This window comes from Spirosoma sp. KUDC1026 (assembly GCF_013375035.1).
Lineage (GTDB): Bacteria > Bacteroidota > Bacteroidia > Cytophagales > Spirosomataceae > Spirosoma.
Genome location: NZ_CP056032.1, coordinates 2,952,834 through 2,966,713 on the forward strand (window position 1 = coordinate 2,952,834; position 13,880 = coordinate 2,966,713).

Annotated in this window: 11 protein-coding genes; 6 read left to right on the forward strand and 5 right to left on the reverse strand. The window is 52.1% G+C overall.

The features are described from left to right. Positions 1 to 5 precede the first annotated feature (5 nt). From HU175_RS12425 to HU175_RS12435, 3 genes are read left to right on the forward strand one after another with little or no spacing between them, the layout of a single operon-like run. Complete coding sequence (locus tag HU175_RS12425; protein ID WP_176569204.1) at positions 6 to 1,214, forward strand: glycosyltransferase family 2 protein; 1,209 nt, start codon at positions 6 to 8, stop codon at positions 1,212 to 1,214. A 13-nt stretch (positions 1,215 to 1,227) separates the two neighbouring features. Beyond that, positions 1,228 to 2,700 carry an O-antigen ligase family protein gene (locus tag HU175_RS12430; protein WP_176566906.1) on the forward strand — a complete coding sequence of 491 codons (1,473 nt, stop codon included), beginning with the start codon at positions 1,228 to 1,230 and terminating at the stop codon, positions 2,698 to 2,700. 13 nt (positions 2,701 to 2,713) lie between these two features. Beyond that, on the forward strand, positions 2,714 to 3,931 hold the full coding sequence (locus HU175_RS12435; protein WP_176566907.1) for a glycosyltransferase: 1,218 nt from the start codon (positions 2,714 to 2,716) through the stop codon (positions 3,929 to 3,931). A gap of 12 nt (positions 3,932 to 3,943) precedes the next feature. Here HU175_RS12435 and HU175_RS12440 read toward each other — a convergent pair whose 3' ends face one another. From HU175_RS12440 to HU175_RS12460, 5 genes are all read right to left on the reverse strand, one after another. Next, entirely contained in the window at positions 3,944 to 4,606 is a 663-nt protein-coding gene (locus HU175_RS12440; RefSeq protein WP_176566908.1) for an acyltransferase, read from the reverse strand. 395 nt (positions 4,607 to 5,001) lie between these two features. After that, positions 5,002 to 5,874, reverse strand: a complete 873-nt coding sequence (locus HU175_RS12445; protein WP_176566909.1) for a glycosyltransferase family 2 protein — start codon at positions 5,872 to 5,874, stop codon at positions 5,002 to 5,004. Between the two features lie 121 nt (positions 5,875 to 5,995). After that, on the reverse strand, positions 5,996 to 6,868 hold the full coding sequence (locus HU175_RS12450) for an alpha-1,2-fucosyltransferase (RefSeq protein ID WP_176566910.1): 873 nt from the start codon (positions 6,866 to 6,868) through the stop codon (positions 5,996 to 5,998). 27 nt (positions 6,869 to 6,895) lie between these two features. Continuing rightward, positions 6,896 to 7,873, reverse strand: coding sequence for a hypothetical protein (locus HU175_RS12455; RefSeq protein ID WP_176566911.1), 978 nt, complete (start codon positions 7,871 to 7,873; stop codon positions 6,896 to 6,898). 184 nt (positions 7,874 to 8,057) lie between these two features. Further along, entirely contained in the window at positions 8,058 to 8,810 is a 753-nt protein-coding gene (locus tag HU175_RS12460) for a 4'-phosphopantetheinyl transferase family protein (RefSeq protein WP_176566912.1), read from the reverse strand. Positions 8,811 to 9,028: 218 nt separating this feature from the next. On the opposite strand from HU175_RS12460, the gene HU175_RS12465 reads away from it, so the two are divergent. From HU175_RS12465 to HU175_RS12475, 3 genes are all read left to right on the forward strand, one after another. After that, complete coding sequence (locus tag HU175_RS12465; protein WP_176566913.1) at positions 9,029 to 9,940, forward strand: gliding motility-associated C-terminal domain-containing protein; 912 nt, start codon at positions 9,029 to 9,031, stop codon at positions 9,938 to 9,940. 80 nt (positions 9,941 to 10,020) lie between these two features. Next, a complete protein-coding gene (locus HU175_RS12470; protein WP_228724140.1) occupies positions 10,021 to 12,342 on the forward strand; it encodes a T9SS type A sorting domain-containing protein in 2,322 nt (773 codons plus the stop codon). Positions 12,343 to 12,372: 30 nt separating this feature from the next. Next, entirely contained in the window at positions 12,373 to 13,812 is a 1,440-nt protein-coding gene (locus HU175_RS12475) for an MOP flippase family protein (RefSeq protein ID WP_176566915.1), read from the forward strand. Positions 13,813 to 13,880: the final 68 nt, after the last annotated feature.

Consider the following 13,880-nt stretch of genomic DNA (forward strand, 5'->3'; position numbering starts at 1 on the left):
AACGTATTGATTCTGTGTATCATCTGATTGGTTTTCTGTTCTTCTTTCTGTTTTTTCTGGTTTTTTACACGTATCTAGGGTACGGTATTGTTGCCTGGCTGTTGGTCAAGTTACTGAGAAAAAAAAGTCCGGCGCATCAAGCGCTATCCGATGAGTCACTGCCGCATGTGACGATGGTCGTACCGGCCTATAACGAACGGGCGTATTTAGCCGAAAAATTACAGAACTGTCTGCATCAGGATTACCCACCCGAAAAACTGCATCTGCTGTTTGTAATTGAAGGCTCGACGGATGGTTCGGATGAGTACCTGCAGCAGCGCCAGGCTGAACTGCCTGATTTGACGATGCTGTCGGGAACGCAGCGTCTGGGGAAAGTGTCAGCTATGAATCGGGCAATGCTGCAGGTGACAACACCTATCACTATTTTTACGGATGCAAATACCCAACTGAACCGGGAAGCTGTCCGGCGGCTGGCCCGGCGCTTCGATGCTAAAGCGGTTGGCGCCGTGACGGGCGAGAAACGCATTAGTTTACAAGGAAAAGAATCAGCTGCGGGCAGTGGCGAAGGGCTGTACTGGAAATACGAGTCGTTTCTGAAAAAGCTGGATGCCCAGCTATACACTATTGTGGGGGCAGCGGGTGAACTGTTTGCGGTACGTACCGATCTATATGAACCCGTCGAACCGGATACGCTGCTCGATGATTTTATTATTTCGCTGCGCATAGCCGGGCGGGGTTACCGGGTTGATTATGCACCTGATGCCTACGCGGTGGAACGTCCGTCGCATTCGGTAGGAGAGGAAACCAAACGAAAAATTCGCATTGCAACGGGCGGCTTTCAGGCTATGCAACGATTGGCATACCTATTGAATATAGCAAAATATGGCTGGCTAAGTTTTCAGTACGTATCGCACCGGGTACTACGATGGGCAGTTACACCGTTCTGTTTACCAATGCTGTTCCTGCTGAACCTGATCCTGGTGACCCAGCCCGCCGACGAGGCTGGTTTCTGGTGGTTGATACTGGCTGGTCAGGTGCTGTTTTACGGAGCCGCTTACGTCGGGTACGTATTAGAAAACCGGCAGACACGCTGGAAACTGACGTTTGTGCCGTTTTATTTCGTATTCATGAACGGATGCGTGCTGGCCGGTTTTGTCCGTTTTAGCCGGGGCAACATATCGGGAGTCTGGGAAAAATCCCGGCGGGCCGACTGATTCTGCATAAATTATGAATGTATTTGATCGGGATACGTACAGTCTTGATGAACCCACCCGAAGTGGCTGGATACTGGGCGGACTGGGGGTGCTGTTAGCCTTGGGAGCTGGCTGGCTGATCGGGAATTTTGGTGCGATAGGAGGAGCCGCTACGGTGATAGTTCCTATTGCGATAATCATGCTGGTCGGTATACTGGTTGAGCCTAAAGTAGGCCTGTTTGTCTTCATCACCCTGGGTTTTGCTCTGGGATTTACCCGTTTCATTCCCACCGAAGCACCCTTGGGCCTATCGCTGGACGGCGTATTATGGATGACTTTCCTGAGTGTACTGCTGAATGGAAAGCGAATGACCTGGAAACGGCTGAACAGCCCCATTTTCTACTTATTACTGACCTGGTTCTTCTATACCGTTCTGGAATATTTTAATCCGGAAGTGCCAAACCACGAAGCCTGGTTTTACAAGGTGCGGTCGTTTTCGCTGAACTGGCTGCTGATTACTGTCATCGTACTGGTCCTGCCGATCTCCCGGCGGGATATCCGCTGGTTAGTAGGCATATGGCTTTTCTGGTCATTCATGAGTGCGCTCTGGGCCTTTAAGCAGCAATATCTCGGTCTGGCCGATGCCGAAGCTCACTGGTTATTTGCGCTCGGAAACGCCAAAACGCACGTACTGTGGGGGCAGTTGCGCAGCTTCTCATTCTACTCCGATGCGTCCCAGTTTGGCGGGGAGATGGCCGGCATGACGCTGATCTGCCTGATCTTCCTGATGTCGGCCAAAGGGGGATTACATAAGCTGTTCTTTCTGGGGATGGCCCTCGTGATGTTCTGGGGCTTCGCCGTATCAGGAACCCGGAGCGCTCTGTTCGTGATGATTGGCGGATTCCCGTCCTATCTGGTTCTCCGGCGTAATCCGGCCACCCTCCTGAAGGGGGCTGCCGTAGCCGCTCCCATTATGGCAATCCTGTTGTTTACGCACATTGGCGATTCAGTCTATCAGATTTACCGAATCCGGACGGCGCTGCGTCCTTCTGAAGATGCATCGTTCATGGTTCGGATGGAAAACCAGGCGATGCTACGTAATTATATGAAAGATTTGCCGTTTGGGGCCGGGCTAGGCACGTCGGGGGGGATGGGGGCTCGATTTTCGCCCAACCACGGTGCTGCGCAGATTCCGCCCGACAGCTGGTACGTCGAACTCTGGATCGAAACTGGCATTGTCGGCATGGTGCTGTATATACTGATGCTACTGGCCATTATTGGCATTGGAACGCTGAAAGTATGGCAGCTTAAGGACCTGTGGCTGACAACCGTATTGCTGGCTATGCTGGCGGAGTTTATTGGTATATCCGTAATGAGTTACTCGAATCCAACATTAGGACAATTTCCGACCAGCACAATGCTGGCCATCAACGCCGTTCTGTTTACGACCTGCCAACGCTGGGATATTGATCCCAGCATAAAAGGTGCTGATCTGTTGGGCCAATAAGTGAAAAGGATTCATGGAAAATTTTGACTGCATCATCTGCGTAGGACAAACCGCTTGGGAAGGCGATTTTCAGAAGGCTGTCGTACAACTCATGACAGAGCTGTCTGTACGTCACCGGGTTCTGTACGTCGATTACCAATACACGCTGAAAGATTATGCCATGCATCTGCTGGGTAAGCGGTCGCTCCCCGGCCGAACCTTATCGCGGGCCGAGCCACTGGTGAAGAAAACAATGGCCAACGGGGGCGAGGTCTATGTCTGGACCCCACCTGTTATGCTGCCCATCAACTGGCTAACCGAGTCTCCGTATGATGCCTTGTTGAAACAGAACGTTGGTCGCCTGACGCGGCAGCTGCGGGGGGTCATGAAAAAGCTTGATATGCACCGTCCGCTGGTGGTAAACGGTCTGAATCCGGTCTTTGGCCTCCCCATGCTGGGAAAACTCAACGAGTGGGCCACCATCTATTACTGCTTCGACGAAATAACGATTGGCCGCTGGATGGGTCGGCATGGCGGTCGCTATGAACTGGATTACCTGCGTAAGGTCGATGCAGTTGTCACTACGTCGACGGCGCTGCTGCAATCCAAATCACTCCTTCAGCCGAATGCGTTCTGCGTGAAGAATGGGGTGAATTTCGAGCTCTTTAACCAGGCTAATCAACTGACCGATAAAAAGCCCACCGTAAAACCAATTGTGGGTTATCTGGGAACGGCCGACGACCGGGTCGATCTGCCCTTGGTTGAGCATTGCGTCAAAACGATGCCCGACGTGCTGTTTCAGTTCGTGGGCGAGGTGCACGAGCCTAAAATCATTGAGCAGCTCTCTGTATACCCAAACGTTACGTTCACCCCGCCACATCAGCCGCACGCGCTACCGCCTTTGCTGGCCCGGATGAAAGCGGCTATGATCCCCTACGTGCGTAACGATCATACGTACACGATCTATCCGCTTAAGATTAACGAATACCTCGCAGCTGGGTTGCCGGTGGTTTCGACACCGTTTGCCATTCTGGACGATTTCGACGAAGTAATTGAGCTGGCTCAGGAACCGGAGGAGTTCGCGCAGGCCCTGCAACGGGCACTGGCTGATGAGGACGACCAACGCCGGGAGCAGCGGGTAACTACGGCGAAAAATAATTCCTGGGAGCAGCGGGCGCAGGAATTTGAGGAAGTAATTGACGTATTGGCCAAACAACGAATTCCTGCTGCGCAGGTTACCAAAGGCGCCTGAATTTCAGGGTATTTATTCGGGCTGGCCGATTAACGGACTAACGACGGTTGCGCTGGCTGGTTCGGCCGTGATCCACTGCTCCATTTTTTCGTCATAGTATTTGAGTACCCGGGCCGGATTCCCGCCAACGACTGAGTAGGGCAGGACATCGCGGGTGACCACACTCCCCCCCGCCACAACCGAGTGGCGTCCAATACGAACACCGGCCGTTATGGTTACGTTAGCCCCGATCCAGCAGTCATCTTCAATGACAATTTGTTTCCGGCTAACGGCCTGTTTGCGAATCGGTACGTTAGGATCCTGATAACCATGATTCAGGCCGGATATAACAACATGCTGGGCAATAATCACATCAGAACCGATGCTGACGGGGCCAATGACTACGGAGCCAATACCAACCAGACTGTTGCTGCCAATCAAAACATCGCCCACCCCGTTATTGATCACGCAGAAGTCCTCGACAGTGCTGCGGGCACCTATAGAAAACTTGTTGAAGGGTAATACATCGAGCCGGGCGGTAGCACTGATAGCGGCTGACTGATGACGCTTGTGAACGAAGGGGTTGATAACCCAATTAACCCAACGCCGGGGACGTGCCTGATTCCGCGGAATCAACAGATAATGCACCAACCGTTTCAGGGCCGGATATGTGTTAAGATAGGCAGTTACAGACATGAACGTCAGTCTTGTGGTGAGCACGAATAATAACCAGGCTTTGAAGAGCAATGTTATCATTTATACGCTCCCTCAGACAGGGCGTCACATAGCAAAATAAATACAGATCGTATTTCAATTACGAATTTATGCTCAAAGGAGTAAGTATAATCAGGTAGATGATTTATTTTGATGCAGTCTAGTTGCCATTTTCTAGCCATTTTTGTCTGTTTAGACGAAAATGGCTAGAAAATGTGCGAAATAGTAAAGAATAAATTGCCTTTCTGTTGAGCCGGTAACATACAGAAAAAAAGGTGTTTTCGGTGAAAAAATCTTAGCTACGCCAATTTTTAGGAAGGCAACGATTGGGAGATAATACCGAACATATCTCTACAAAACAAGTAGTATTCAGGGAGTTAGTCGGCAGAGGTTTTGGTGTCGTGAGGAGCCAGGGGAGTCAGATACGAGAAAGCCCGGTTGAATTCCTTTCTGGCTCGATTTCGGAAAGCCTGCCACAGCGTGCCGTCTTTGGCCAGCGTGCGGGTGCCAGTCCAGACGCGGGCCGATGAGACTTTCATCTGCCTGACCTGACCGTACGGCATCATATCAAAGCACAATCGACCGTCTTCGCCCCAGGTCCGGTTGTGCATCATGTATCCTGCTTTCAACCCTGCTTCCCGAACGTAGCCCATGCTGATGCCGTACGCATTGAGGTAAGGACGCTTGTAATGCCGGAACTCGGCAATAACGTCCTTCATAGTTTCGTGCAGCGTCAACTGCCAGCGGGGCATCTGGGAATTGGCGATAAACGAGTACCGGCCATATACACAAACCACGCCGGTCCTTTGCAATACCTTCATCATCTCATCCAGCCAGTTGGTCGGGTAGAAACAATCGGCATCGGCCAGCAGCATGTACTTCCCGGCGGCCATCTCTTGGCCCATCTGCCGGGCAGGACCGCATCCCTGAATAGGCTGGAAAAAATTCCTGATGTGCAGCCGATCCATCGTTTCCTGGGTACGGTCCGTGGATTGGTTATTCACCGCTACGATCTCAAAGGGAATCGTCGTTTTGAGCTTTGAGAGAGTGCTGACGCACCGCAGCACGTTGATTTCTTCGTTGTAGGCAATAACCATAACCGATACCAACGGCTCGGCGCTGATTTTCTGGTCCAGTCGCGCATTGATATCATCAAAAACAGACTGGGGGACTTCATCAAGTGACGTGAACGGAAACTCGTGCTGCTGAAGCCAGGCAGGGTTAGACAGGAAATGTTTGAGAGGAGCCATGTATCATAAAAAAAGAGGTAAATCACAATGACTGCTACATCTTACCGCAACAAAAAAGTGTACGATACAGACTATCAGGCTGTAATCTTTCTTTAGAATGAAAAATAGCTGTCAGGTAACATTAGGTACGTATCCAGCGCGATGGAATAAGATCCGCGGTATTCCAGTCGGGTTTGTTGCGGAACCAGGCCTGTGGGGCCAGCACTGTTTTCTGCGGATTGGAACTCAGCCAGGCACCCCACCAACTGAAGGAACTATTGGCAATAATATGGTGATGGCACTGGCTCATCAACTGTAAATCGTCTACGTCGGCGTCAGAGCCCGTGTTTGTTACGAACGTGTGCGCCGTGGTTAGATTCAGGTTTTCCTGTACCCAGGCTGGGTCGTCGCTAAACACGAAAAAATGCCCGTTCGGATGCTGTTCCAGCATTTTCGCCGTAGCCCGCTGGTAGTAATCGAGCCCGACAAAGCCAAAGGACTGACTGAACTCCGGGTGGTTTACGTAATCTCCCCGCCGGATGTGCAGCGAAATCGGCGTCTCGGTCTGACCGATTCTGGCTTGATAGGCACCAAAAGCGGGGCCGGGCGTGCGCCGGAACGTCAATTCCTGCCGGATAATATCGGCATACCCGGCAAAGTACCGCTCCGACTGCCAGAACCCATCCAGTGTAACAAACTGGGCTTTCGTCTGATTTACCCGCGGATCATAATGAAACTGCTGTTCCTGAACAAACGCGAAAACAGGTTTCAGACTCCGGTTGGGCAGTAGTTTAGTGAATTTTGATACGTATAAATAAGGCGACGTATTCAGCACCTGGTAATCGATCGAGAAACGGTCCAGTTTGAACAATCGTACTGTATCAGTTTCGTACGTCTGTAAATAATAACTCAGATCGAAATAAAGGGACGTGTTGTACCGCAGCGCCAGACTTCGGCCAATGGCGTACTGGAACAATTGGTTGCCCAGGCCGCTCGTAATTCGGGTAATAATCATAAGCTAAGATGAGTTATGAGCGAATGGTCAGACAGGTCGGCCGGGGGGGAGTGAATAATGCTGTTCCAGGTACGGCATCACCTCGTCGCGGGTACGGGCGTGCAAAATAGTGGCACCTGACAGGGCCGGAAAAATGGTAGTATACTCGTTGAACGGATGCTCCATACCGCCCGAGGGGTGCGACAGAATTATATTGATGCCGCCAAAATAACTGGCCAGGGCCGCCGTACCGCCGTGCATCGAGATAAAACGGTCGCAGTTGGCATACACCAGCAACTGCAGGTGGTTAAAATTGGTAACCCGGTCGCGGTACTGCTCGTGAAGGTCGTGCATCAGCAGGACGTCCGGGTGGGTTTCCCGCAGCCAGGCGTGCTCGTTCAGGTCCATGATTTCGCTGTTGTCCAGAACGATCTGCGAGGAAAGCGGCCGGTTATAGATGATCTGATACCGATCCTTGTAGGTCGAAATAATCGCGTCCAGCGTTGGGATGTCCAGGAAGTTAATGGGCGGACGATCCCATTCAATATTGTATTTATTAGCAATGATCAGCAGCGGCTTGTCGTACACAAACCAATCGTTCTGATAGTGGCTTTTCAGCGGCACCCGCGCCCACTTGCTGTAATCGAAGGTAGGGCTGTGGGTCATGTTAGGAACATCGTAGTAATCGTACCCGGCCTGCCAGATGCGCTTTGGGTATTTCTCGACGTGATCTTGGCTGAAGAAATAAAACGGTTTCGTATCCGTGCAGGAAATGGTCTGCCGGAGGGTGCCGTTCAGGTGATGCCAATACGCGAAAGGTAAGACGTAGCGTAGCTCCTGGTCGAATTCGCCGTGATAATCAATGACTTTATACGGCTTGCGGTTTACGTAATCATCGGGTAGAAAACGAAGCTGATTGATGCGGCAAAAGTAGTTATCCCGGACAAAGTACCGCAGGTCGCGACGGATACGGGGATACTTCAGGGTGGCTACGACGTAAAGAAATTTCAGCAAGAAGCGCTGCATGGGCAAACGAACAGGAATAAAGCTTGAACGTAACAAGCTACGTTGACGGGGGGAACTGTCCTATTTGACCGCTTTCGCTACAAAAGGTCACTTGTTTTGTTTACGAAAATGCTGGTTCGTAAACTATTTAAGGCGTCATTTACGCTAATCGCCTTGTCCGCAAAGCGATTAGCGTAAATGACGTTTAGTCAAAAGGGAACAGCCAGGACGCAAGGGTATAGAACCGGATGGGGGCCGGCGTGGGGCGGTAGGCCAGAGCCGCAGGATAATCCGGCGCTGCCATGAAACTGGCAATACGCCAGAAGCCCGGCTCACCCAGAATGGCATCTGCGACGGTATGATGCCCATCCAGCGCGGGAATATCAGCCAGCGTATCACTGATCCCCCGGCCGGTGGCTTTGATGAGCGCTTCCTTACGGGTCCAGAGCTGAAAGAAAAAAGCGTGCTGATCGGAGGCTTCGTTCAAAAACTGCTGCTCCGTCGGGCTGAAACTAAGCGAAGCAATATCCGCAAAGACCAGTCCGGTAGCACTGTTTTCCAGGTCGACGCCCACCGCCGACGGCCCAACGGCCAGCAGAGCCCAGTCTCCGGCGTGTGTAACGTTGATATGTTTAGCCAGTTCCGGAGGCAGCATCGGCTTGCCATACTGACCCACATGGATCGGAACCGTAACCGGCGGCAGCTGGGCGTAACGACCAATCAGCATGCGTAACAACGCCCGGGTGTACACAAACCGGCGTCGGTCATCGGAGCGATGGTATCGCTGCGCCCGGTTGTATTCATCGGGTTGTAACTGAGCCAGCAAACGTTTATCGAAGGAAATAAAATCAGGCAGGTAGCATCGGAAAATTGCCAGTTCATTCGCCGACCAGTCAGGTTCGGCGGGTAGCCAGTCTACCACAGCCTGGGTAAAACAATCGACGGTTGACTGGGACATAAACGGCTGGGTTAGTACACAAAACTATCGGTTTGGTAGCTAGTAGCAAATGATAAGTTACTCAAGCCAGGAATACCGGTTGTTTTCTGGGTGACGGACGACGGAATAAAGCGTCTTAATAGCTAATTATGACAATGCTGTTTCGTACACTTTTCCAGAATAATTCCTGGCTTTGGAACAGACTGTCAGTGATAAGCTGGCTGGGGGGGCTTTTGTTTTTGGCAGTAGTTCAAAATACGGCTGCCCAGCAATGTACTGGTGTCGCCGGAGAACCTCCTATCAATCAGTCGTTTGGTACGATGGCCGGCGGTAATCAACTGGTCAACGAAACAACGTATCGATTTTCGAGCTCGGTCTGCCCCGATAATGGGGAATACGGTCTGACGCCCAGTATAACCGGCAACTGTTTCGATAATGCCTGGCACAACATCCCGGAAGACCACACGCCCGGCGATGTACAGGGAAACATGCTCGTTATTAACGCGGCCGACGAAAAAGGAGCCTTCTATCAGCAGACCCTGACGGGCCTGTGCGGAGGTACGAAATATGAGTTTTCGCTCTGGGGCGTCAATCTGCTGAAACCGGGTATCTGTTCTGACTATGCCTTACCTAACCTGACAATTCAGATCGAGACAAGCAACGGGCGGGTGCTGCAAACCATCGATTTTGGTTTTATTGACGTAACTGCCACGCCCGTCTGGCGCCGGTTTTCCACTACGTTTTCGGCGCCTAAAGTAGCGGAACCGGTGGTCGTTCGATTAATCAACAACCAGGGCGCGGGTGGCTGCGGAAACGACATGGCGCTGGATGATATTCAGTTGAAACAGTGCGATGTGTGTCCACCCGAACCGGCTTATATTCCCGATGTCTTTACGCCCAACGGCGATGGCGTAAACGATCAGCTAAGCGTTTATCTGCAGCATTCGGTGTCGTTTACCATGAGTGTGTATAACCGCTGGGGCAAGCCGGTTTTCTTCAGCAATGCGCTGACGCAGCACTGGGATGGTAATATGGCGGGCAGTCCGTGCGAAGCGGGGCATTATACCTGGATTATTCGGTATGAGGTGCCCAGTTCGGAAAATACGGTCCGGGAGTACGTGCAGGAAGGACGGGTACTGTTGGTACGCTAATCCAATTCGAACATCAGGTAATATCAGGGGGCACAGATTGAGGAGTGAGGACGATGTTGATCTGAATGGATATGATAGTTATGAAAAGCCTACTGACAACGTTGGTAGTATGCGCGGGCCTATTTTATCTCATCGGCCCCGCCGAAACGCATACGTTACTGGCCAGCGTGGTCCTGCCACAAACGACGGGAAAAATTCCGATTGATGCCAAACGCTGGTATCAACTCAACAACGTAACGAACGGACTGGATGGTCTGTTTGACGGCAATACGCAGGAGGCCGTCAATACGGGCTGGAACAAACTACTCGCCAATTACGACGCGTATTACCCATTGCTGGAAGGCGAGCAGATGACCATCGAACGAATCCGAATGTATGATGGTCAGGGCGAGAACAAAGAGGCCCCCGTAACGCTGTATATCATCAATGACCGCTGGGAGCGGATACCGATTGCCCGTTTTCTGGGCGATCATTACAACAAATGGGTTGGTCCGGACCCCGGAAATCCAGATAATTTCGATCTGAAAACACCCATTACCGGCGCCCGTTACCTGGTGTTGAATACATCGGGCGCGTATCCCAACGAACTGGAACTGTACGGGACCCACCAGGCGGGGGCTGCACCTTCGCCTACCCCCATTCGGCCTACGCCTTTCAGACAGATGGTGGGCGTGAATGCGTTTGAGTGGAATCTGGAAGATGCTAATGCCCCCTGGAAAATCGACGAGAGCCGGATTCCGGCCGTCAAAACGTTTTCGTCTATCCGGCACTATATGGATTGGGAAAAACTGGAATCGACGCCGGGCCAGTATACTTTCAACCCCACCGGCGCCGGTAGCTGGAACTATGATGCGCTGTACGAACGCTGTAAAGCCGAAGGTATTACGGTGCTGGCCTGCCTGAAAACCATTCCCCAGTGGCTGGAGAATACGTACCCTGCGGGCGAACGGGATAATGAGAATGTACCGGCTCCCTATGGCCGGAACTTAGCCGAGCCCGCGTCGTATATCGAGCAGGCCAGAGTAGGGTTTCAGTTTGCGGCCCGGTACGGATACAACCAGAAGATTGATCCGGCGCTGGTTAAGGTCAGTTCCGTAAAAACCTGGGCGGGTATCAATACCCAAAAAATCGGGCTGGGCCTGATTCGCTATATTGAATGCGAAAACGAACGGGATAAAACCTGGAAAGGCCGCAAAGCGTACCAGACCGCGCGCGAATATGCCGCCAACTTGTCGGCCTTTTACGACGGACACAAAAATACGCTGGGACCGGGCGTTGGCATTAAAAACGCCGATCCATCCATGATTGTCGTGATCGGGGGGCTGGCTGCTTCCTCCACTGACTACGTGCGGGGGATGATTGACTGGTGCCGTGAGTTCCGGGGCCTGAAACCCGACGGACGGGTTGATCTGTGCTGGGATGTGATGAACCAGCACCTGTATGCCAACGACGCTGCTTCGTCGCAGGGGGGCGGCTCGTCGCGGGGGGCAGCGCCGGAGGTAGCCAGCGTGGGCGAACAGGCGCGGGAATTTGTGAAAGTGGCTCACCAGGCCGCCCACGATATGCCCGTCTGGATTACGGAAGCGGGCTACGACCTGAACCAGGGCAGTCCGCTAAAAGCGATTGCGATTGGTAGCAAGAGCGTTCAGGAAACCCAGGCCGACTGGATCTTGCGAACAGCCCTGGTCTACGCCCGGGTCGGTATCGATCGCCTGTTCTTCTACCAGCTGTACGATGATAACCTGGCCAATCCAACCCAGTTTTCGTCTATGGGGCTGATCAACGGTGATAAAACGCGCAAACCAGCCGCCGATTATTTATACCAGGTACGAAATCTGCTGGGTGATTATCGGTATCAGGAAACCCTTCCTGCCGAACGAACCAGTGGGGTTGTGGTGGATCGGTACGACCTGGCCGGCAAATCGGCCTTCGTATTGGTGGTGCCGGATGAACACGGCCGAACCACTCGCTACAACCTGGCTATCCCGAAGGGTGATACGGTACGGATCTGTACGCCCAGAATTGGAAGCGAGACGATGACGCAGGAAATACGGGTGAGCACTACGGGAATGATTCCACTTACTGTTACCGAAACACCTATCTTCGTCCTGCCGGCATCGGGTGAGCGAATCGTGGATAGTGGACTGGCTACTGTGCAGGTTTATCCGAATCCCGCGGCCAACTACGTCGATATTGTTCTCGAAAATGGTGTTTTTACGCCGGTTAGCATTGTTGTTGTGGATAGCAAAGGCAGCAAGCAGAGCGACCCTATTCGATTTGCCAAGCCTGTCCGGCAGTTCCGCGAGCGGCTGGATCTTAGTGATTTGCCCGGTGGCGTTTATCTGCTCGATATCCGGCAGGATCAGTACCGAATTGTGAAAAAAGTGATCCGAACAGATTAAGAAGGCCGTAATTACCGCGTGTGTATATAAATGAGTAACAAAGAAAAGGCTATGAACGGGGGGAAATGGATCACCATTTCTACGGCCATTTCCACCGTTTTTCAATTCGTTCAGGTCGCTATTCTGGCCCGGTTGCTGGAGCCGGATGACTTTGGTATCGTGAGCGTCAGTAATCTGATCATTGGCTTCTTCCAGATTTTTTCCAATCTCGGATTTTCCAACTCGATCATCTACAAGCAGGAAAGTGACCGGAAAGTCCTCTCGACGCTGTATCTGCTCAACCTGATGGTTGGCGCGCTCATTTTCGTTATCGTCTACGTCAGCACGCCCTATATCATTACGTTCTACGACGAGCCTAAACTGGAAGGGGTCGTTAAACTGGCTGCTTATTATTTTCTGATCGTTTACTTCGGTCAGCTGTACATGTTTCTGCTGGAGAAAGAACTCCGGTTCCGGTCAGTAGCTACCGTTGATATTCTCGGAACGGTGATCGGCTCGGCTGTGACGATTGCACTGGCGTTCAATGGCTTTGCGGAGTTGTCGATGATTATCGGCTCGCTGGTTGGGCAGACCGTCCGGACGATCCTGCAGGTTATGTTGGGCTGGCCGCTGTTCAAACCCATGCTGTCGTTCAATCTGCGCGAAGCGGGGGAACACCTCCGTTTCGGGATGTATAACCTGGGCGATGGGCTGCTGGGGTTCATTCAGTCCAACTCCGATAACATCTTCATCGGCGGAATGCTGGGGGTCAAGCTGCTGGGGTACTATACCATCGCTTACCAACTGGCTATTTTTCCGATCACGAAACTTAACCCGATCATTTTACAGGTCGCCTATCCCATTCTGGCCAAGATGAAAGAGGATACGGCGGGTCTGAAAAACTCGTATCTTAAGATTCTGGATTTTATCAGCTACTGCAACCTGCCGCTGCTGGCGGGTCTGTTCGTGACGGCCGAGAGCGTTGTGCCGCTGTTCTACGGACCGGGCTGGGAGCAAACGATTGACCTGATCCGAATCTTTGTGTTCGTGGGATTTTTTACCTGTCTGAGCCATCCGCTCTTTACGCTGGCCTTCACCAAAGGGAAACCGAACCTGTTGTTTTACCTGAACCTGGGAACGCTGGTCGTGAAAATTCCGCTGGTGTATGTACTGGGGACGTACTGGAGCGTAACGGGTATTGCAATGGCCTTTCTGCTCGCAACGCTGCTGAACCTGATTGCCAACTTTGTAATCGTGCACATGCTGGTTGGCGATTTCATGGGTGTATTTCTTCGCAATATTGCCAAGCCACTTATTTTCTGCCTGATTATGGTTGGCGCGGTAACGCTCTACAAAATCTTTGTTGGCTACGAAGGGCTGGCCAACACCATTGCCGAAGTCGTGCTGGGCGGCAGCATTTATGGCGGGCTGACGCTGGCCTACAAAATATCTCTCTCTGAGATAAAGACGTACCGACAGGCCATTCTCTAGGCGACCGGCTGAGGGTACGTCAACGCAAAACTGGCCTCCGAAATGCTCTGCTAAATACGTAATGGTGA